This window comes from Methylorubrum sp. GM97, from assembly GCF_024347855.1.
GTDB classification, from domain to species: Bacteria; Pseudomonadota; Alphaproteobacteria; order Rhizobiales; family Beijerinckiaceae; genus Methylobacterium; species Methylobacterium extorquens.
Window position 1 is genome coordinate 4830454 of sequence record NZ_AP025942.1, and the last position, 21552, is coordinate 4852005.

Annotated in this window: 15 protein-coding genes and 2 pseudogenes; 2 read left to right on the forward strand and 15 right to left on the reverse strand. The window is 69.2% G+C overall.

What is annotated here, in order from left to right; translation table 11 throughout:
* Positions 1–186 precede the first annotated feature (186 nt).
* Positions 187–459 (forward strand): hypothetical protein, encoded by a 273-nt coding sequence (locus MSPGM_RS22500; protein WP_261925993.1) that lies wholly within the window; start codon positions 187–189, stop codon positions 457–459.
* A gap of 563 nt (positions 460–1022) precedes the next feature.
* Here the strand turns inward: MSPGM_RS22500 and MSPGM_RS22505 are convergent.
* From MSPGM_RS22505 to MSPGM_RS22555, 11 genes are all read right to left on the reverse strand, one after another.
* Positions 1023–3398: a PAS domain-containing protein gene (locus tag MSPGM_RS22505; protein WP_261925994.1), complete on the reverse strand. Its 2376-nt coding sequence runs from the start codon at positions 3396–3398 to the stop codon at positions 1023–1025.
* 71 nt (positions 3399–3469) lie between these two features.
* Positions 3470–4012 carry a chemotaxis protein CheX gene (locus MSPGM_RS22510; RefSeq protein WP_410007699.1) on the reverse strand — a complete coding sequence of 181 codons (543 nt, stop codon included), beginning with the start codon at positions 4010–4012 and terminating at the stop codon, positions 3470–3472.
* Positions 4013–4107: 95 nt separating this feature from the next.
* The gene (locus tag MSPGM_RS22515; protein WP_261925995.1) at positions 4108–4491 is read right to left on the reverse strand and encodes a response regulator; all 384 of its coding nucleotides are present in this window, start codon (positions 4489–4491) and stop codon (positions 4108–4110) included.
* Positions 4492–4601: 110 nt separating this feature from the next.
* Positions 4602–4805, reverse strand: coding sequence for a hypothetical protein (locus tag MSPGM_RS22520; protein ID WP_261925996.1), 204 nt, complete (start codon positions 4803–4805; stop codon positions 4602–4604).
* Between the two features lie 47 nt (positions 4806–4852).
* Positions 4853–7126, reverse strand: coding sequence for a chemotaxis protein CheA (locus MSPGM_RS22525; RefSeq protein ID WP_261925997.1), 2274 nt, complete (start codon positions 7124–7126; stop codon positions 4853–4855).
* Positions 7123–7488 (reverse strand): response regulator, encoded by a 366-nt coding sequence (locus tag MSPGM_RS22530; protein ID WP_261925998.1) that lies wholly within the window; start codon positions 7486–7488, stop codon positions 7123–7125. Before MSPGM_RS22530 ends, MSPGM_RS22525 begins: the two co-directional genes overlap by 4 nt.
* A gap of 30 nt (positions 7489–7518) precedes the next feature.
* Positions 7519–8382: a CheR family methyltransferase gene (locus tag MSPGM_RS22535; protein WP_261925999.1), complete on the reverse strand. Its 864-nt coding sequence runs from the start codon at positions 8380–8382 to the stop codon at positions 7519–7521.
* A gap of 4 nt (positions 8383–8386) precedes the next feature.
* The gene (locus tag MSPGM_RS22540; RefSeq protein WP_261926000.1) at positions 8387–8863 is read right to left on the reverse strand and encodes a HEAT repeat domain-containing protein; all 477 of its coding nucleotides are present in this window, start codon (positions 8861–8863) and stop codon (positions 8387–8389) included.
* A 94-nt stretch (positions 8864–8957) separates the two neighbouring features.
* Positions 8958–10064: a chemotaxis-specific protein-glutamate methyltransferase CheB gene (gene cheB, locus MSPGM_RS22545; RefSeq protein ID WP_261926001.1), complete on the reverse strand. Its 1107-nt coding sequence runs from the start codon at positions 10062–10064 to the stop codon at positions 8958–8960.
* Positions 10061–11536: a chemotaxis protein CheW gene (locus MSPGM_RS22550; RefSeq protein ID WP_261926002.1), complete on the reverse strand. Its 1476-nt coding sequence runs from the start codon at positions 11534–11536 to the stop codon at positions 10061–10063. Before MSPGM_RS22550 ends, cheB begins: the two co-directional genes overlap by 4 nt.
* Positions 11529–13460 (reverse strand): methyl-accepting chemotaxis protein, encoded by a 1932-nt coding sequence (locus MSPGM_RS22555; RefSeq protein WP_261926003.1) that lies wholly within the window; start codon positions 13458–13460, stop codon positions 11529–11531. The genes MSPGM_RS22550 and MSPGM_RS22555 overlap by 8 nt, the downstream gene beginning before the upstream one ends.
* Before the next feature lie 309 nt (positions 13461–13769).
* Between MSPGM_RS22555 and MSPGM_RS22560 the strand changes: the two are divergent.
* Positions 13770–14456 (forward strand): annotated as a pseudogene (locus MSPGM_RS22560) (inorganic diphosphatase).
* Positions 14457–14639: 183 nt separating this feature from the next.
* On the opposite strand, the pseudogene MSPGM_RS22565 reads toward MSPGM_RS22560, so the two are convergent.
* From MSPGM_RS22565 to MSPGM_RS22585, 4 genes and pseudogenes are all read right to left on the reverse strand, one after another.
* Positions 14640–14957 (reverse strand): annotated as a pseudogene (locus MSPGM_RS22565) (histidine kinase); the annotation flags it as partial.
* Positions 14958–15200: 243 nt separating this feature from the next.
* Positions 15201–17201: a PAS domain-containing sensor histidine kinase gene (locus MSPGM_RS22570; protein ID WP_261926005.1), complete on the reverse strand. Its 2001-nt coding sequence runs from the start codon at positions 17199–17201 to the stop codon at positions 15201–15203.
* A gap of 363 nt (positions 17202–17564) precedes the next feature.
* Positions 17565–20978, reverse strand: coding sequence for a PAS domain S-box protein (locus MSPGM_RS25415; RefSeq protein WP_315974096.1), 3414 nt, complete (start codon positions 20976–20978; stop codon positions 17565–17567).
* Positions 20965–21159: a type II toxin-antitoxin system ParD family antitoxin gene (locus MSPGM_RS22585; protein WP_261926006.1), complete on the reverse strand. Its 195-nt coding sequence runs from the start codon at positions 21157–21159 to the stop codon at positions 20965–20967. The genes MSPGM_RS25415 and MSPGM_RS22585 overlap by 14 nt, the downstream gene beginning before the upstream one ends.
* Positions 21160–21552 lie beyond the last annotated feature (393 nt).

Genomic DNA, 21552 nt, shown 5'->3' on the forward strand with positions numbered 1-21552 from the left:
TAGCCTCATTTAGTGCGAGCGTCTTCGGTCGCTGATACACGTCAGCCGGCCATAACAGGTACTTACGCAACCGCAGGCGGGTCAATTTGGCAAAAATCTGTACAAAAATGCCCAAACCCTGCAATCACAGCCTTCCCATCTGATCACGCGTCTGTGATCTTAACTCTCGGCCTTGGGGAGGACCCTATGACTTTGAGCGAGCGCCCCTTTCTACAAGCGATGCGCATGCGCCATGAGGCTTGGATCAACCGGCGCTCTCCTCATGTGGCCGCCGCAATTCGCCGCGCCAAGCTCAAGACATCTTGTGCTAAGTCAAAGAACAAGTCTTTGCCTCACAACGACAATGTGATTGAGTTAGCATTGCTTGACAGAACGGGACGATCGCTCTGCGGCAGCGGCGCCGCGCCTCAGCCCCCCAAGCTTGGTGCTCAGCTCTCCACGGCAAGTTTACAAAAGTAATTATTGATGCCATGGCGAGTCGTATACAGACTTGCCAATCGGCTAGATCAGTGTCAGGATGATAATGTCTACATGCATTGATTGGCCACAACCTTAGACGTGCCGCTGCCGCCCTACGTGACTTGCTCAAAGCTAACAATCTGGCAGATGCTGCTCCCCTTGTTGCTGCCGATCGGGGTACATTGCCGGACCGCACATATGAAGCCCGCAGCATAAGCGTTTTGGTCCCAATCTTACGCCGAGGGGATGTGCGCGGACATGAGCGCGGCCAGCATGCCAAGGCCGCTACAAGCCTCGCGGCTGCGGCTGCCTGAGCACGATGTTGAGCCGGCCACCGGGCGGACGACCCGGCAAGGTGCTGGGCGGCCCGCTCATCAGCACCTGGAGAGGCATCGACCTGCCGGCGAGCGAACACCTGACCCCTTGCAGACCCTCAAGCCTGCCGGCCGAGACGTCCGCTTGGTCGGAAGAAGCGGACCTTTAAGCGGCGGTCACGACATCAGCATGTCATGGCCCATTAGCATTGGGCTCGTGTGCTGCTCGGCGCGTGCACAGACTGACGATCAAGATTCTATGATCGAGCGGATCTTGCTGGCCAATACCTCCACCGGGAAGGGCTTGGTGATCATTTGCATACCCGGTTCGAGATGGCCGGCCCCGAAGGCGGCGTTCTCCGCGTAGCCGGTCATGAACAGCACCTTGAGACCGGGCCGGCCGATGCGGGCCTGATCGGCGAGCTGGCGCCCGTTCAGGCCGGGCAGCCCGACGTCCGTGACGAGGAGGTCAATCCGTGCGTCCGACTGCAGGATGCGCAGGCCAGACGGACCGTCGGGCGCCTCCCGCGTGGCGTAGCCGAGTTCGCCCAGGACCTCGACGACCAGGCTGCGCACGGTATCGTCATCCTCGACCACGAGGACCGTCTCGCCATGTTCAGCACGCGGCGTCTCGCGCCCGGTCGTGCCGGGTTCCTCCGCCTCGCCGTAATAGCGGGGGAGGTAGAGCTTCACCGAGGTGCCCTTGCCGGTCTCGGAGTAGATCTTAACGTTGCCCTCGGACTGCTTGGCGAAGCCGTAGATCATGCTCAGGCCAAGCCCGGTGCCCTGGCCAATGGGCTTCGTCGTGAAGAACGGGTCAAACGCCCGCGCAATAACCTCCGGCGGCATCCCGCTGCCGGTGTCGGTGACGCAGACGCAGACGTACTGCCCAGCCCGCACCCCGACCTCGCGAGCAACGTAGGCGTCGTCCAGGAATGAATTAGCCGTCTCGATGATAAGCCGCCCTCCATCCGGCATCGCGTCGCGCGCGTTGATGGCCAGGTTGAGTATGGCGTTCTCCAACTGGTTCGGGTCGCACAGCGTCAGCCAAAGGCCACCCGCCACGACCACTTCCAAGCGGACGCGCTCGCCCAGCGTGCGGCGCAGCAGGTCGTCCATCGAGCCTACCAGCCGGTTCACGTCCACGGCCTTCGCCTCCAGCGGCTGCTGGCGCGAGAACGCCAGCAGGCGATGGGTGAGCGCCGCCGCACGCTGCGCCGAGGCCATGGCGAGGCCGGCGTACCGGGTCAGGTTCTCGGTCCGCCCCTCGTTGATGCGGGTCTGCATCAGGTCGAGCGATCCAACGATGCCGGTGAGCAGGTTGTTGAAATCGTGCGCAATGCCGCCGGTGAGTTGCCCGACAGCCTCCATCTTCTGAGATTGGCGCAGTTGCTCCTCGGCCTGCTCGCGTTCCGCGATGGCCTCGCGGACGCGGGCCTCCAGCGTATCGTTCATCTCGCGCAGGGCGACCTCGGACGCCTTGGTGGCCGTGACGTCATAGACCACGCCGACGTGACGCATCTCCGCCGAGGCGTCCTCGCGCACCGCCTCGCCGCGGCGGGCGAGCCAGCGCATCTCACCAGTGTCCGCCATCCGGACGTGCATCTCCGCGTAGGGCAGCTCACCGACCTCCCGCACGCCCGGATCGAGCAAGGGGCCGCCCTCGAAGACGAGGGTGTTGACCGCGCTCACCGCCAGCGTCTCGGCCGGCACGACGCCGAGCAGACTGCAGAACTGGGGCGAGACCTCGACGGTGGCGAAGCCCGGCACGTACTCGAAGGTGCCGATGCGGCCGGCGGTCTGAGCGATGCGCAGCCGTTCCTCGACACGCTTCTGTTCGGTGATCTCGACCAGGGCGCCGGTAAAGCGCATAGGTTCGCCGTCCGCGCCGTATGCGCAGCGTCCACGGGCATGGACCCAGCGGATCGCGCCGTCCGGCGCCTGCAGGCGGTATTCCCGGTCGAAGACCTCGGCGCCATTCAGGATGCCGCTGACCGCGAGGCGCACTCGCGGACGGTCCTGAGGGTGGACGCGATTGAAGAAGGCGCCGGTGGGCACTCCGACTGCGCCGACGTCCTGCTCGATGCCGTTGAGGAGCGCGAAGCGGTCGTCGACGTGGAGGCGCTTGCCCGGGATGTCCCAATCCCAGGTCCCTGCGACCCCCGCGGCCGTGAGGGTGATCTTCAATTGCCGCTGGGCGTCGGCAAGACGCCGCTCGATGCCGGCCTGACGTTCGGCCGCGACCTGTCCCTGACGCGCGGGCGTGACGTCGACCTGAGAGGCGAAAAAGTTCAAGAGTTCGCCGGCCTCATCGAAGACCGGGCTGAGGTAGAGCTCGTTCCAGAATGTCGAGCCGTCCTTGCGGTAGTTGAGGAGTTGAACTTTCACCTCCTTCCGACCGGCAATCGCGCCCCGGACCTCGGCCAGGGCGGCAGGGTCGGTATCGGGGCCCTGGAGGAACCGGCAGTTGCGCCCGAGCACCTCGCCGGCCGAGTAGCCGGTCAAGGCGAGGAAGGCAGGATTGGCGAAGACGATGGGGTTATCGGGGAGGCGCGGATCGGTCATGACCATCGGCTGGGGGGTGCGTTCGAGCGCGGCGATGAATGGCCCCGCTGAGCCACGCATCTCCTCGGCCGCTCCGCTCAGGGAAGCGGACGTACGTCCCGGCCCGCGACCCTCGTCGTCGGTCGGATGGGTCACGACTCGGTCTCACCGATGGCCCGCTCGACGAACTCGTCGATCAGGACCTTCAGGCTTTCCAGGGACGGCAGGTCCATCAGCATGGCGATGTACCCTCGGATGTCGCGCTCGCGCACCGCGAAGTTGATGTACAGGAACAAGACTAGAGAATCGGTTCCCTCTTCGCCGACCGGCCGGAAGATCCGCGGACCGTCGCCCCTCATGACCTCCGGCAGCGACATCGTCAGGGTCCGCTGCAGCAGGTTAGCCATCGTCGCGAGGCAGCCGTTCAGGATGACGTTTCCGGTCTCGGTGAGCGCCTCGTCCTCCAGCTCCGCCACCTCGTCCGCGGACAGTTCCTCGCCGGCCACTGCCCGGACGAGCTCGCGCCCGTTTTCCTGCGGGAAGATCAGGAGGGCGCGGCCGGCGAAGGCGCCGGTGAAATCCTGCTGAATGACGACGAGCTCGGACGCCTCCCGCTCCCCGATCATGCGCGCGGCCTGGGCCCGGGACACGATCTCCACGGCCGGCACCGACAGCAGCACCTGAACGCCGATCATCTTGCGTAGGCTGGCGGCAGCCTTGCTGACGCCGATGTTGACGAGCTCGGTGAAGGCGTCGCGCTGCAGTTCGGTGAGATCGACTGTGGCTGCCGTCACGAGGCCGCCCTGCGCAGCCTGAGGGCGGCACCCGATAGGAAGCCGGCGAGCGCCTCCTCGGTGAGCGGCTTCGCGAGGAAGGTGGCGTCGACGCTGCGGGCGCGCGCGATGATCTCGTCCTGGATGTTGGCCGAAACCACGGCGATGGGCATGTTGGGTTTTGCAGCACGTAAGTCTGCGGCGAGTTCGAGGCCGTCCTTTCCGGGCATGTTGAAGTCGAGGAGCGCCACGTCGACCTGACGCTCGCCCATGATGGACTGCGCCGCGTCGGCGTTAGCCGCCTCCGCCACCTCCCAGTCCGGCCTGAGCTGGCGCAGGAGCTTGGCGACCACGAGGCGCGCGAGCTTACTGTCGTCGACGATGAGGACGGTGATCGGCATGGAGGGCGATGCTGCTTGAATTGCGCGCGATACGCTCGGATGCGTGGCGGGAGGTCCCTTATGCGCTGGGGTCGTCGTGGGGCAAAGCCGTAAGTGTCAGGGACGCCGCGTTATCCTGGCTGGAAGGGGGTCAGCCAGCGGCCGACGAACGGGTCGCCGCAGGTCCCTAGCACGTTGGGCCGCAGCCGGAGCAGGACTTGGTACACCGCGGTGTGCATGCGGGTGCAGGCGGTCCAGTCCACCGAGGCGGCGCGGTTTTCGAGGATGAGCAGGGCGAGCGTCTCGGCGTCCTCGACCGGGCAGACCCCTTCCAAGCATATTGGCGCTCCCGACCCGGCGTCGGTTCGGCGTACGACGGCCATCACCTTTGCTCCCGAGCTATCTGGTCCACCGTCGGTTCGGCCGCGAGCAGGGAGGCAGGGTCGAGCACGAGCAACACGCGGCCGTCGCCGAGAAGGGTCGTGCCTGCCACCCCCGGCAGGGCCGCCACGAGGCCGGATGGCGGCCGGACCACCGCTTCGATGCGGTCCTCGACGCGGTCAACTTCCAGGGCGGCGGTCTCCGGACCCGCTCGGATGGCCAGGAGCAAGGCCTCCGGGGCTGCGATGGAATCGTGCCCATGCCCCGACAGGTCGACGAGCCGAAACACCGCAACGGTTCGGTCCCGCAGGACCGTCGCACTCCCGCCGGCGACGGCATGAATGGCCGTCCGCGGCCTGCGAACGACCTCCACGACGGCGTCCATCGCGATGCCGTACGACTCCCCGCCCGCTTCGACCACCATGATGCGAGCCAGGGCGACGGTCCGGGGCAGGTGCAGGCGGACCGTGGTGCCAAGGCCGACTTGGCTCTCGACCGAGACGCGGCCGCCCATGCGCACCGCCGCCGCACGCACCGCGTCCATGCCGACGCCCCGACCCGACAGGGCGCCGACGCTCTCCGCCGTCGAAAAACCCGGCGCGAAGATCAGGTCGATGAGCGCTTCGTCATCGAGTGTCGCGGCCGCCTCGGCCGAGCATAAGCCGCGCTCGACTGCCCGGCTGCGGATGAAGGCCGGGTCGATCCCGCGCCCGTCGTCGGAGACCGACACGACGATGCCGTTCTCGTCCTGCCCAGCTGCCATGCGGATGCGCCCGGCTCCGGGCTTGCCGCCCCGTCGCCGCGTTGCCGCATCCTCCAAGCCGTGGTCGACCGCATTGCGTACGACGTGCAGCAGCGGCTCGAACAGGTTCTCGACGATGCTCCTGTCCGCCTCCGTATCCTCGCCTTCGACGTCAAGGACGACCTCCTTCCCAAGGCTGCGCGCGGCCTCGCGCACCAGGCGCGTGAAGCGGCGGAACACCCCTGAGAGCGGCGTGAGGCGGAGCGAGACGGCGCTCCGATGCAACGTCGTCGAGAGGCGCCCGATGTTCGCATCGGCCTCGCGGATCGCGCGGGCCAGCGTGCCCGCATCCTCGCCGGCCTCGGCCCGGGCGGCGAGATGGCCCAGCGTGTTGCGGGCCACGACGAGTTCGCCGACCAGCGCGACGAGGCCGTCGACCCGGGCGGCCTCGACCCGCAGGGTACGGGCCGCGTCCCCAACGGGGAACTCGGTTGCTCCCCTAGCCTCATCGGCACCGATTAGGGAAGCGGTGTCCGGCCGACCGGTCAGGACGGCATCGATGGCCGCTCGGAGGGCATCCGACCCGCGTTCGAGCGCCCGCGCGCACTGCTCCGCGTCGACGGAACGGCCAATCGACCGAAGTGTGTTCGCCGCCGCTCGGGCGCAAGCTTCCGAACGACCCGCGTCGGTGACCCCATCGTGCGCAGCGGCCAGAACGCGGACCTGTTCCGCAAGGATTGCGGCGACGACCGGCGGCAACGTGGGCGCGACCCCGGTCTGAACCTCGCCGACCACGGTCTGTGCGCCGGCCACGGGCATATCAATGACCGTTATTTGGTCGCCGACGAGCCGGAAGGCCGTGTCCACCTCCGAGCGCGGGGCCTCGGTCAGCAGGGTGATGACGAGGTTGCAGGCATAGGCGTCAAACTCCTCGCCCGGTTCCCACGGCGTGGCCGGTTCGACCGAGACGGCCCGCAGGCCGGGTACCTTCCGGACCAGCGCGAGCGGGTCGTCCCCTGTGAAGAAGCAATCGTTCCGGGGCAGGTACCGCACCGCGGTCAGCGCTTTGCCACTGACGTCGGCGGGGTCGGCGAGACGGATGGCCCATCCAGGTAACGCTGCCGCCTCAGCCGCCTGGACCTTCGCTTTGCGCCCGATGAGAGAACGGTGCCGCTCGGCCAGATCGGCCGCCTCGGTCGCGGCGGTGGCCGGCAACCGCTCCGTCGCCTCGACCGCGTCGGTCCATCGCGCCGTGGCATCGAGGGTTTCCAGCGAGAGGTCGATCAGCTTGGCATCCACCGCGACGGTCCCGACCCGCGCCGCGGAGAGGCCATCCTCGGCGGCGTGCAGGAGCGCGAACCACGGCGGATAATCGAACAGACCGACGGAGCCCTTGAGCGTGTGGAAGGCGCGGAACACCCGGTTCACCGCCTCTGCGTCGCCCGGTGCCGCCTCAAGCGCGAGCAGGTCCTCCGTGGCCGATTGGACGAGCTCGCGCATCTCGGCGAGGAATTGTTCGAGAAGCTCGTTCACGGGCGCCGTCCCGCGAGCGCCCGGGCATGCGCGGCAAGCGCGTCCTCGGAGAGCGGCTTCACCAGATAGAAGTTCGCGCCCGCAGCTCGCGCCGCCTCCCGGTCGCCGTCGCCGGCCTCGGTGCTTGTCATAAGGGCGGGGATGGATCGGATCGGGAGCTCGCGACCTCGCAGGGCGCGGAGGAAGCTGAAGCCGTCCATCTTCGGCATGTTCACGTCCACGACGAGAAGGTCGTAGGTCGTGCTCAGTACGCGTTCCAGCCCCTCTATGCCGTTGAGCGCCTCGTCGACGACGAAGCCCGCCTTCTCCAGGACACCGCGATAGTACATCCGCACCAGGCTCGCGTCGTCGACGACGAGCACACGGGGGGCTCGAAGGGTGCGGTCGCGGTCTCAGACATGCTCGCCCTCGCGCGGCCGCCTATAGACGATGGCGTCATCGTAGCGGCAGACCCTGAACAAAGGGGAGATCCGGCTCATGCTCTCGGTGTGGCCTAAGCAGACGAACCCGCCCGGGACGAGGGCATCGAAGATGTTGTCCGCCGCGACGCGTCGAGAGGCGTCGTCGAAGTAGATCAGGACGTTGCGGCAGAACACGACGTCGAACCGACCCTGCGTGGCCATCGCCGCCGCCTCCGTGAGGTTGCAGGGAGTGAAACGCACTGAGCCGCGCAAGTCCGCAAGGATGCGCCAGGCCGGGCCGAGGCGGGTCTCCTCGCGCACGAAATAGCGGGCGACGAGATCCGGGCCCAGCCGCATCAGCGCGCGCTCGCCATACCGGCCTTCCTCCGCGGCGCCGAGCGCGCGGGTGTCAATGTCCGAGCCGACGATCTCGACGTCGTAGCGGTCGACCTCCGGCCAGTTCTCCAGGAGCCAGATTGCCACCGAATAGGGCTCTTCGCCGGTCGAGCAGGGCATCGACCAGATCCGCACGGTTGCCCCTGACGGCTTGCCGGCGACGCGCTCCGGCAGAAGCGCGGAGGTCAGGCAGCGGAGCTGGTGGTCCTCACGGTAGAAATAGGTCTCGTTGATGGTGAAGGCGTTGATGAGGTTCTCGACCTCACCGTCCGTGTCGGCGCGCAGGCGGGCGAGGTAGACCGCGAACGAGCGGGACGCGGTGGCCTGCATGCGTTCGGCGAGGCGCCGGTCGACGAAATAGCGCTTGGCCGGCGTGAACAGGATGCCGGTGCGCCGGTACAGGAACTCGCAGAAGCGCGCGAAGTCGGCATCGGTAACCAGCGATGTGGGTTCGGACACGCGCTCAACGCCCCAATCCGAGGCGCGCGAGCACGGTGTCGATGGCCTGGGGCAGGAAGGCCTCCGATGAGAACCGGGTCCGGGCGGCACTCAACGACGGCACCGCATCGGACGTCCCGACCTCCGCCAGCACCTCCACAGCTGCACCGCAGACGTTCGGGTGGGTCTCGCGCTCAAGCAGGCTCGCGAGCATGCCATTTGCGGCCTCGGTCGGCTGCGTCCGCACGATCTCGGTGGCGAGCAGCCGGACGTCGGCGTCCGCGTCGGCGAGCAGGCTGGGCAGCACCGAGGAAGCCGCGGCGGGCATCGCCTGGAGCGCCTCGATGCAGGCGTTGCGCAGCGACGCATCTTCCGAGCGCAGGTGCCGGGCGAGCGCGGCGGCGGCGGATGGATCGGCTATGGTCAGAAGCGCCGCGAGAATAGCTTCACGAGCGCGCGGGTCCTTCTCCGCTTCAAGCGCATTCCCTAGATCGTCCGCCATCCCGGTGCGGCAGGTGAGGTCGCGTGGGGCGGGAACGGCTGCAGACACGCCCGTGCTTTCGGGCGGACGGGGGGGGCGCGGCGTACGAGCGGCATCAGGGCACCATGTCCAGCAGCGCGTCGGCGATGTCGTCGAGCGGCGAGACTACGGTGGCGCCCCCTGCCCGGACCAGCTCTCCCGGCATGCCCCACACCACCGCCGTCTGCTCGCACTCTGCGATGGTGCGGCCGCCCTTCGCCCGCAACTCTGTCATCGTCGCGGCGCCGTCGCGGCCCATGCCGGTCATCAACACGCCGATCAGGCGCGAAGGCTGGACCAGTTCGAGGGCGCTCGCGACGAGGCGGTCGACGCTCGGGTGCCAAAGATAATCGGCATGAACCGGCACCGGCTGCACGACCAGTCCGGAGGGGCGGCGCGCGAGCGTCACGTCCGCGTCCCCCCTGCCGACGTAGACGTTGCCCGAAGCCAGCGGCATCGGCCGCGTGGCTTCCTGCACCCGCAGGGCGCACAAGCCGTCGAGCCGGCGTGCCAGAGGCCCGGTGAAGCTGCCGGGCATGTGCTGTGCGACCACGACCGGCCACGGAAAATCGGCCGGCAATCGCGACAGCAAGGCATCGAGCGCGGGCGGTCCGCCTGTGGATGTCCCGACCAGCACGACGCCCTCGACCGGCCCAGGTGTTGGCGACGACGTGGGCGGTGTCGCAGGCGAAGGCATGGTCGCTCGTCTCGATGGCGATCCCTCCGCGCCGCGGGCCGAAGAGGCGCTCCTGGCACGGATGCGCTCTGCCAGGCGGAGGGTCGGACGCAGGCGGGCGCGGGCGGCCGCCCGGACCTTCTGCACGATCAGCGGACCGAGGCGGTCGATGTCCAGGGAGACGGCGCCGCCAGGCTTGGCGACGAAGTCGACGGCGCCGCGCTCCATCGCGTCGAGCGTGACCTCCGCGCCATCCGCGGTCAGGGACGACACCATCACCACCGGCGTCGGCCGATCCAGCATGATGCGGTCGAGGCATGCGAGGCCGTCGAGGCCCGGCATGTTGACGTCGAGGGTGATCACGTCCGGGCGGAACCGGGCATGCTCTGCCAGCGCCTGATCGCCATCCCGCGCGAAGGCCAACTCGAAGTCCGGTTCCTGCGCGAACACGCCGCCGAGTAGCTTGCGCATCAGCGCCGAGTCATCGACGACCAGGAGGCGGATCATGCCGCGGGTTCCGCGCCGGCGTCCTGCCGCCGCGGCCGCTTCGTCGAAGCGCGCACGCTGCGGTCCGTGCCGGCGAGGAGGGCGGAGGCGTTGACGATGGGCAGGAGGCTGCCATCGTCGAGGGTTGCGACCCGGTCGACGGCGTTCTCCACGTCCTCGGGGAAGCCGGGCGTCGGCCGGATCGCGGCCGCGTCAAGGCGCAGCATGCGCGAGACGCCGTCGACGAGCAGGCCGGCGACGCTGCCACCGGCTTCGAGCACGACGATGCGCCGGCGCGGGCTGGCCTGGCCGGGCGGCAAGCCGAAGCGTCGTCGCTGGTCCACCACGGCCAGCACGGTACCCCGCACGTCTATGGCTCCGACGACCAGGTCCGGCGACCGGGGCAAGCGCGCCATGGTCTCCGGGACGCGGAGAACCTCCCGCACCGCGCCGACCGCTACGCCGTAGCTTTCGCCTCCGACGTCAAAGACCACGACCTGCTCAGTCGCATCTCTCGCCATCACATCCGAGGTCTTGGCGTTATGGGATCGTACGGTCGAGGTGGTCACGGACGTCCCTTCCAACAGGCGGTCGGCGGACAGCACGGAGACGAGCATCCCGGCCGCACCGACCCGGCAGATCGCGTCGACGGCGGTCGCGCCGCCCCGGTTCAACGCCGACGGCACCGGATCGACGGCATCAGGCGCGAGCCGCAGGATCGGACCCAGGGCATCGACGACGAGGCCGGTCTCCGTTCCTCCGAGGCGCGCGACGACGATGCGCGCTTCCGATCCCGGCAGGGGCGCGGCGAGGCCAAGCAGCGCCGGCAAGTTCAGCAGCGGAAGCACCCGGCCCCGCAGCGCGATGACGCCCAGGGCGGCGGCCCCGGCCCGCGGCACCGGCACGACGTCTGGCGGCAGCGCGAGCACCTCCGCAACCCGCTCCAGCGGCAAGGCGTAGGATCGCCCGGCGGCCGTGAAGGAAACCAGCGCGACGCGCTCCGCATCCGCCACGTTGGCAACCTCTACCCGTTCATGCCGGACGCCTGCGGACGCGCCCGCACGCCCACGGGGAAACGCTTCCGCGACCAAGGCCGGGAGATCGAGCACGCGAGCCTGCCCCGACCCGGCCGCGATGGTGAGACGCCGGACTTTCGATGGGCCTTCTTCCTCGAATGATTCCGCGCCTGCCGAGAACGCGACGACGCGGTCGACTAACAGCCCGACCGCCTCGGCCGCCTCTGCCACGACGACCCGAGTCGGTTCCGTGGCGGGCTCCAATCCGGGACGTACGACGCGGCGCAAGTCGAGCACCGGTAGGGCCGTACCGTGAAGGTTGGTGAGCCCGGCCAGCGCGGCCGGTGCGCCAGGCACCCGCGTCAGTCTGGGCGGCCGGAGAAGCTCGCGGACGATGCCCGCATCGAGGGCGAAGTCGTCCGAGCCCAGCGTGAAGACGAGGTAGCGTCGGTCGCGCGTGCCGTCGGCCTCAGGCATCCGCAGCCTGCAACTCGTCGGCGAGCGACGCGATCTCCTCGACGCTCGCCGCGAGGTCCTCGGCACCCTTCGACTGCTGGCGCGCCGCAGTTGCGGCCTCGCTTGAGGCGCGGTCAGCCTGCTCGGCCGCAGCCGCGATCTGTTGCGAGCCCTTCAGGCCCTCGCGGGCGGCGACGACGATGGCGTCCGCCCCGGTCAGGACGTCGGCATTGCCAGCCTCCAGTCGGGCAATGTCTTCCTCGACGCCGGCCAGCGTGGTGACCAGAGCCCGATTGCGCTGCGCCTCCGTCTCGGACGCAGCGACGACCATCTCAAGCGCGCGTCGAACGGCGGCAACACCATCTTGTATGGCGCGCACGGTGTCGAGGATGCGGTCCGCGTTCGCCGCCGCGTCGCGGGCTAGCGCGCGGATGTCGTTCGACACCACGGCGAAACCCCGACCGCCCTCGCCGGCGCGGGCCGCCTCGATGGCGCCGCTGACCGCGAGCATGTTCACCTGCACGGCGACGAGGGCGATGGACCCGACGGTCTTCTCGATGCGGCGATTGCTGCCCTCCAGTTCGCCGATGCGGGCGAGGCAGGCGCGGGTCTCGCCGAGGGAGCGCTCGACGCCATCGGCGAGGAAGCCGACCGCCGAGCGCACGTCCCGCAAGGTCGCGCCGATGCCGGCGACGCTCTCTCGGGCGGCCGTCGCATTCGAGCTGAATACCGCGGCGCTACGCTCGACCTGGGCCATCGCGGCGCTGGACTGCTGCGCGGCGGCGCTCTGGATGGCGGTCCCGCGGCTAATCTGGTCGATGGCGGCGAGGATCTCGCCTGCCGCCCCAGCCAATTCCTGGACCGTAGCCGAGAGTTCCTCGGCCGCCGAGGCGACCTCCTCGGCTCGATCCCGGACCGAGCCGCTTCCGGTCAGGTCGTCGGCGAGGCCCGCCAACGCCTGCGCGGTCGTTTGAGCCTGGTCGAGGGATTGCGTCTGCTGCGCCACGGCCTGTTGGGCCTGCCCTGCGGCGGCGGCCTGCTCCTCCGCCGCGGAGGCGATCTGCTCCGCGCCGCGTTGCGCCTCTCGGATGGCGGTCTCGGCCTCGACCGCTGCGGCCAGGATGTCCTGCGCGCCCTCCGACAACGTGCCGAGTTCCGACCGGACTGCCTCCAATCTCTCAGTCACGCGGCTGCCGGCCTCCGCTTCGGCCGTCGCCGTCCGGGCCGCGGCGCGTATGATGTCGCCGACGCCGCGGACCTCGGTGCGGATCGCCTCGGCTAGCGTTCGGACCTCGGCGGCGCTCGTTTCGGACGTCTCGGCGAGCGCCCGCACCTCGTCGGCGACGACCGCGAAGCCGCGCCCGTGCTCGCCGGCACGAGCCGCTTCGATGGCGGCGTTCAGGGCGAGCAGATTAGTCTGGTCGGAGATGTGCTCGACCGTACCGGTGATCTCGCCGATGCTGGCGGCCCCGCGGTCGAGCTCCTGGATCAAAGTGACCGTGTCGGACTGTCGGTGGGAATTGGCCTGCACGGCTGCGACCGACGTGGTAATTTGAACTCCGTTCTCCGCCAACAGCGTCTGGAACGCCGTGGTCGACTGGCGCGAGGCGTCAGCCCGTTCCCGGGCCTCTGACAGGCGGGCGGCGATGCCCTCGATAGCGCCGATGGACTCCTGCGCAGCCCCGGCGGCTTCCTCGGCGCCGGAGGCGATCTGCTCCATCGACCGGCGCAATTCCTCGGCGGCCGCCGACGCCTCGGCCATCCCCGCCGCGAGTTCCTCCGTCGCGGCGGCGAGCCGCTCGGCGGCCTTCTCCCGCCTCGCACGGGACCGTTCGCGCGAGCGTCCGGCTGGGACGGGCGTGACCGGGGAAGGGTTCGGAACACTCGCGCCGGCATCGGCGGGTCCTTCCTGCGGCGCAAGCCGCGTCCTCTTCACCAGCGCCATGGACGGTTCACCCGCGTTCGACCGTCCCTCCTGCCGAACGCAAGGGTGAGGAGGGTTCGGAAGTAGAATCCGCGGTTCTAAGCCTGAGGGCGCTCCGGTCAAGGATAACCCGGCAGTATCGTACGGTTGCGTGTGGATGCTCTGCGCGCCAATGCGCCCCCCGCGCGGATGATGAGCGGCCGCCGCCCCTGTGGGATCACGATGTCTGGCATCAGAGGTGATCCAGCCTGACCTGCCCGAGCGACAGCGCATCGTCATGGAGCGCGCGACTGCGTCCGCATCCACCTCGGGACCGACTGACGCGAGCAGGTGCCGGCGCCAAAATGGCAAGCCCAATCACTACAGGTCGTACGGTCTCGCCCGGCTACCGCACGGGAGCTCCCGCGGACCCGGCGGCACCCTCCCGGGTTCCACAACCCATGGCGCCATCCGGGCGCCGCGCTGGAGCGCCGCTTTGCCCCACCGCCGCTCAGCCGCCTCCCGACATTCGGCGAGGCAGGCCACGTCCACGTCGTCGAGACGCCCAAGGGTAGCCCGAACAAGTATGCCTTCTCGGACGCGTTCGGCGCCTTCGTATTCGAGATGGTCATGCCGGAGGGCACGAACTTCCCTTACGACTTCGGCATGATCCCCTCGACTAAAGGCGCCGACGGCAACCCGCTCGACATCCTGCTGTAGCTCGATGCGCCCGCCTTCTCGGGCTGCATGCTGGAGGCGCGGCTGGTGGGCGTCATCGAGGCCGAGCAGCGAGAGCGCGACGGCGCTTTGGAGCGCAACGACCGTCTGATCGGCGTAGCGGTGAAAGCCCGCACGCATGCGCACGTCCATACCCTGTCCGACCTGCGACCCGGCCCTCTCGACGAGGTCGAGGTATTCTTCGGCCACTACAACCAGCTCGCCGGCAAGGACCTCCGGGTGCACCGGCGCGGCGACGCGGAGGTGGCGCTCGCCCTAGTTCGGGACGGCGTCGGGGCTTTCGGTCGGGCGAACGGCTGACCATCAGGTACGGGCACATTAGCGACAGCGGATACTTCCGGCGCCGGTCAGGGCAGAGCACGACGGCTTGGGCGGGACGCCGGCTCCCAACGCCGTGAGCCGGCGTCCCGCCCGACGCCTATCGGCGGGGAGGCGGCCCGCCCTCGGCGCCCAGTCGAAGCATGCAGGCGTGATAGATTTCGGCAGCGGATTGGCTCGGGTGCGCGGGTCCGCGGTCAGGTCCGGGATGACCAGCACCTCGTCCGGCTGGGCGAGAGCATGGGCGCAGACCGAGCTGTTGAGGTCGGTCTCGCAGGACGGGAAATTGACCCGCGCCTTGAACCATTGCCGGTCGCCGCCCACGAGGCTGACGAGGGACACCGGGACCTGGCAGAGTTGGCAGGCCAATCGGACGATGTCGTCGAAGCACCGCTCGTTCGGGGTATCGAGGATCGCGTAGCTCGCCAGGGCGTCGAGGCGGGCATCGTCCTCGACGAGGGACGGAAGGTGTTGCAGGACCATCGGTTCCTGTCTCGTCTCACCCCTGCGAACGCCGGTCGTCGGGTCGTCGTCACATTCTGCCCGACCGAAACCCAGGAACACCACGGGGGCTTCGTCGGGCAAGCAAAACCTTTCGGCTGCGCCGGTCCGTCCGCCCCCCGTGTCGTTGACGGCCTACCTCGTGCCGATGCGACGGCGGGGTGGTGTCATCGGCTAAGTCCCCGTCCCGGACGGGACGCGGGATTCCCCCCCTTGCGGACCTGGTCAGGCTCGACCGTCACCCAGGATGCGCCTTCGGCGCTGCCAGGTGGCGACCTTGCGCAGGAGTCGGGAAAGGTCCTCGACCGAGTACGGCTTATGCAGGAGTTCGAAGCCGTAGGTGCCGTTCTTCGCCAGCACGTGGCTGTAGCCCGAGGCGAGCAGCACCGGCAGGTCGTGGTGGTTCTCGCGGATGTGGTGGGCGAGGTCGATGCCGCTCATGCCGGGCATCACGATGTCGGAGAAGACGACGTCGAAACGGTCCGCGTCCCGGGCCAGCTCGGCCAACGCCTCCTCTGCGTTGTTGGCCAGCACCGTGACGTAGCCGAGGTCGGTCAGCGTCTGCACCGCGAAGGTGCCGACGTCAGCGTTGTCCTCGACGACCAGCACGCAGGTGCCGTGGCCGTCCACCAGCGGCGCGGGCTCGGCCTCGTCGACCCGCCGCGCCGCGCCGTCCACGCGCGGCAGGTACAGGGTGAAGGTGGTGCCCTCGCCGACGACGCTCTCGACCGTGACCTCGCCGCCGGACTGCTTCGCGAAGCCGAAGACCTGACTGAGCCCGAGGCCGGTGCCCTGGCCCACCTCCTTCGTGGTGAAGAACGGCTCGAAGATGTGCGCGATCCGGTCGGATGGAATGCCGATGCCGGTGTCGATGACGGACACCGCCACGAACGAGCCGACAACGGACGGGTGGGCCCGCACCGCGGGCATCCGTTCGGCTGTGCGCACCGCGATGGTCAGCGTGCCCTCTCCGTCCATGGCGTCCCGGGCGTTGACCGCCATGTTCACCAGCGCCGTGTCGAACTGGCTCGGGTCCGCGTTCAGGAAGCAGGTCCGGTCCGAGAGCCTGGTCTCGATGCGGATGCGCGAGCCGGTCAGCGTGCCCATCATGTCGCCGAGGGCCCGCACGCTCTCGTTGGCGTCGAACACCTCGGGCTTGAGCGACTGGCGGCGGGCGAATGCCAGGAGCTGCGACGTGAGCTTGGCGGCGCGATCCACGGTATCCGAGATCGCGCCGACGTAACGGGTGCGCCTCTCATCGGAAAGCCCCGGGCGCTTGAGCAGGTCGGTCGAGGACTTGATCACGGTCAGCAGGTTGTTGAAGTCGTGCGCGACGCCACCGGTCAATTGCCCGACGGCCTCCATCTTCTGGGAGTGGCGCAGGGCGTCCTGCGCGGCGGCGAGTTCCGCCTGCGCCGAGACCCTCGCGGTCACGTCCCGACCGGTCGCGTATGTCAGGCCGCCGTTGGGCGCGGCCACCCAGGAGATCCAGCGGATCGAGCCGTCCTTGTGCCGGTAGCGGTTCTCGACGACTGGCAGGCCGCCGCCGGCCGCCAACTCGTACGCGTCCCGGGTGAGGGCGTCGTCCTCGGGCAGGACGAATTCGGACACGTGCCGGCCGACGAGTTCCTCCGGCGCGTAGCCGAGCAACGTCGTCCAGGCCGGGTTGACCTTGCGGAACACACCCTCGAAATCGATGACCAGCAACAGGTCGGGAGACGTGTCCCAGAGGTGCTTGAGCTCATGGGAACGCTCCAGCACCTGCCGTTCCAGGTCGACGTTGAGGCTGGCGAGCTCGGAGCTGGATCGCACCGCCTCGGTGGTCTCGACGCAGGCGCAAAACATCCCCTTAACGGTTCCGTCAACGTCGCGGATGGGCGAGTACGAGAAGGTCCACCACGTGTCCTCCTCGAAGCCCTTGCGCAGCATGCGCAGGGGGAGGTCCTCCTGGTAGGTCGCCTCGCCCCTCATGGCGCGCTCGATGAACGGGAGGATCTCGTCCCAGATCTCCGGCCAGACGTCGCGGAAGGGCCTGCCGAGGGCGTCGGGGTGCCTCGCGCCGAGCATGACGGAGTAGGCGTCGTTGTAGAGGTAGCCGAGGGACGGCCCCCAGGCGGCGAACATCGGAAATGCCGACCCCAGCATCAGGCCGACGACCGTGCCCAGCGGGGCCGGCCAGGTCTCCGGGGCACCCAGCGGCGAGGCCGACCAGTCGTGGGCGCGCATGCGGGCCCCCATCCCGCCGCCGGTCAGGAACGGTGGTGCGCCGGACACGCGATCAGGCCCCGCCGAAAACGGTGTGCGAAGATGTCACGCGCGGTCTCCCCGCGAGGATGGGCCCCCCGGCAACCGACGGGAGAAGCGGGCCTCTTTTAGGCCACCGGACCAGGAGGTTCGGATGTTCGAGGCGGCGTGCAGCGTGGTGCTTGCGAGCATGGGCTTCGTTTGTGGGGGCATCCGCCAATCATCGGTTACGAGCGGAGCGACGGTGCGGTCCGGGGAAACGGCACGGCTCAACGCTGCGCCTTCCGATAGGTCCCATCGGATGCCCGGCATCGGTCGGCGGACACGGGCCATCGCCGTTCCCACCTAACCGACCACCCGCCTGCGACTCCGGGGCTTCGAGGCCGCGCGACGCAGGATGCGCGACAGCGCCTCGACCGAGTAGGGTTTCTGCAGCAGCTCGAATCCGTGGTCGCTCTCCTGCGCCAGGACGTGGCTGTAGCCGCTGGTCAGAACCACCGGCAGTCCGGGATACAAGCGCCGGACCTCCCGCCCGAGCTCGACCCCGTTCATGCCGGGCATGACCACGTCCGAGAACACCACGTCGTAACCGTTCGGCTTCTCCGCGAGCGCCGCCAGTGCCTCGTCGGCGTTCGCGACCCAGTGCGTGCCGTAGCCGAGCTCCTCCAACGTCTGGGTCGAGAAGGCGCCGACCTCCCGGTTGTCCTCGACCACCAGGACGCAGGTGCCTATCCCGTCGACGACCGCGTCAACCGCCACCGGCTCCTCGACCCGGCCGGCGCCTGCGTCCGCGCGCGGGAGGTAGAGGGCGAAGGTGGTACCACGCCCGACCTCGCTGTCGACCACCACCTCGCCGCCGGATTGCTTGGCGAAGCCGAAGACCTGGGAGAGGCCGAGCCCGGTGCCCTGGCCGACCCCCTTGGTGGTGAAGAACGGCTCGAAGATCCGGTCCACCTGATCGTCCGGGATGCCCGATCCCGTGTCGGTCAGCGCGATCCGGACGAAGTCCCCGACCTGCACGGGATGCGACCGCATCGCCGGCACCACGCCCACCGCCTCGACGGAGATGTCGAGCCGACCCTCGCCGTCCATGGCGTCGCGGGCGTTGACCGCCATGTTCACCAGCGCGGTGTCGAACTGGCTTGGGTCGGCGCTGACGTGGCAGGCTTCGTCGCCGACATGGATCGAAACCGCGATCCGGGCGCCGGTAAGGGTCCCGACCATCTCGCCGATGGCCCTGACGCTCCGGCCGACGTCGAACACCTCCGGCCTCAGCGCCTGTCGCCTCGCGAAGGCGAGGAGCTGCCCGGTGAGCTTGGCGGCCCGGTCGACCGTGTCGGAGATGGCGGCGATGTAGCGAACCCGGCGCTCCTCGGCGAGGTCCGGGCGTTTCAGGAGGTCGGTCGACGACTTGATGACCGTCAGCAGGTTGTTGAAGTCGTGCGCGACGCCCCCGGTCAATTGGCCGACAGCCTCCAGCTTCTGCGATTGCCTTAGCGCCTCCTCGGCCTGCAGCAGGGTCGCCGCGCGCTCCTTCTCCAGGGTGACGTCGCGCGAGACGCAATAGAGCATCCCCTCGACCGGCACGGCCGTCCACGACAGCGTGCGGTAGCTGCCGTCGCGGGCACGGAAGCGGTTCTCGAAGGCGAGCGTCAGGCCGCCGCCGGCGAGGTGGGCTACCTCGGCCCGGGTCCTCTCCCGGTCGTCCGGGTGTTCGAGCCACTCCGAGGTCTTGCCGATGATCTCGTTGGCCTCCCATCCGAGGATGCGCCGCCAGGCCGGGTTGATGCTGACCCAGACGCCTGTCGCGTCGGCGACGCCGAGCATGTCCTGGCTCACCTGCCAGATCCGGTCGCGCTCCTTGGTGCGCTCGGCGACCTGGGCCGCCAGCGTATCGTTCAACGCCCGCAACGCGCCCTGGGCGCGGACGCGCTCCACGGCGTCCCAGATCCGGGCCGCGACCTCCTCGACCAGCGAGACCTCGTCGTGCGTCCAGACCCGCGGCTCACGCTGGTTCACGTAGACGACCGAGCGCAGCCGGCCCTCGTGGACCTGCGGTACGGCGACGAGGGCGGCGATGCCGAAGGCGCCCATCCCGAGGCCGGCGGTGTCCGGATCGGCCTCGACATCCGCGTAGACGGATGTCCGGCCCTGCCTGAGGTTGGCGATGTTGCCGGGCCCGAACGCGTCGAGCGGGTAGGTGTTGGCCAGCGCCGCGACGCCGTCAACGTACTCGGTGCCCAGGACGGCGGTCAGGCCGTCGGTCCCGATCATCCCGTAGCCGACCCGGCTCGCCCGGAGATAGGCCCCCAACGCATCGACGGCCGCCTGCATCCGGCCGCGGGGACCGCCTTGTTCGCGAAGCGTGTCCGTCAGGTTGAGGAGGAAGCGCTGCCGCGCCTCGGCCGCGTGCCGCTCGGCGACGCGCAGCTCAAGCTCGGCGTTGACCTCCCGCAGGCGGCGCTCGTCCCGTCGGCGGCCGGTGACGTCGGAGACCGTGAGCACGGCCCCGACGACAGTGCCGCCCTGCAAGACGGGAGCGTTCGAGCACACCACCTCGACGGGGGCGCCGTCCCGGTCGAAGAAGGTCGCGTCGCGCTGGCGAAGGGTCTGCCCCTCGCGGATGGCCGCGACGAAGCCGCATTCGGAGGCCGGGAACGGGCGCCCGTCGGGATGGTGGTGGTGGGCGGCCTCGTGCAGGTTCTGCCCGACTAGGGTATCCGGTTCCCAGCCGAGCAGGACGTGGGCGGCGCGGTTGGCGAAGGTGACGACGCCGTCGAGGTCGAGCTGGAACACCGCCTCGCTGACGTGGTCGGTGACGGTCTGCAGCAGGTCGGTCTGGCGCTGGAGCTCCTCGGCCGCGAGGCGCTGTCCGGTGCGGTCACGCAGGATCTTGAGGTAGCCGACGTGGCTGCCGTCCTCGGCGTGCAGCGGCATCATCTCGCCGAGCGCGAAGAAACGGGAGCCGTCCTTGCGCTGGTGCCAGCGCTCGTCGTTGCCGCGCCCCTGCTCCCTGGCGCCTTTTAATTCGCGCTCGGGGATGCCGGCGGCGACGTCCTCCTCGGTGAAGAAGACATGGGCAGGCTCGCCGCACATCTCCTTCTCGGACCATCCGAGGATGGCCTCGGCGCCGGCGTTCCAGCTCGTGACCCGCGCGTCGAGATCCATCGTCACGATGGCGTAGTCGACGGCGCTGTCGAGGATCTGGCGGTGGCGGGTGTCCGCCTCGCGGACCCGCCGCACGGCGTCGTCGCGGGCGACCATCGAGCGGCGCAGTTCCATCTGCGCCATGACCTGACGGGCGAGCGCTTCGAGGGATTCGGCCTGCTCCGGCGTCAGCCCCTCGGGCCGGGGCTTGCCGTCGATCACGCACAAGGTCCCGAGCGGCTTGCCCTCGGGGGTCTCAAGCCGGGCACCGGCATAGAACCTGAGCCTGGGCTCCTCCGTGACGAGCGGGTTGTCCCGGGTCCGCGGGTCGGCGGTCAGGTCCGGGATGACGAGCAGGCCCGGCTGCTGCAAGGCATGCGCGCAAACCGACTGCGACAGCGGCGTTTCGCAGGGGTCGAAGCCCACCCGGGCCTTGAACCACTGCCGGTCGCCGGCGACGAGGCTCACCAGCGCGACCGGCGTGCCGCAGATGCGGGAGGCGAGCAGCACGATGTCGTCGAAGCCCTGCTCGCCGCGCGTGTCGAGGATGCCGTAGCGGTCGAGGGCGGCGAGCCTGGCCGGATCGCGCGCGGCGTCCTCAGGCGCGGTCACTGGTGGCCTCCGGGCTGGTGAGTCCACGGGCGGCCTTCGCCTCGTCGCGCTCGATCATCTGACGGAGCGCCGTTCTGACGACCTCGCTGATGCAGGTGTACTCGCCCTTGGCGACCTGGGCCTCGACGTAGGCGATCAACGGTTCGGTCAGGGCGATGTGTCGGGAATGTTTCGCGGCCATCGGCGAGCGGTACCAGCTCCGTCATCCGGTGTCGCAGTCGCGACACCTAAGATCACGCCGACGTGTGCGGACACGGTGCCGCGCCAGCGCCAAGAGGCGACCCCGGCGGAAAGGCGGACAGCGTCGCTAGCCAGGACCACGGTCGAGACCGAGGTGAGCTTCTCAAGTGTCGGTCCGCGCCGGCGTACGACTATCGCCGGGGACGTTCGGCGACGTCGCGCGTTGTGGTTCGCTCCCGCCGCCGGGAGCCGTGAATGGGGGGATATCATGCATTCGGACACGCCCAGGCCAGGGGACGAGCCGCTTCCGCCCATCGGCGATCCGCCGCCGGACCCGGCTCCACCGGAAGGTGACCCGCCGAGCGAGCCACCGGCGCCCCAGCCCCCGGCCCGA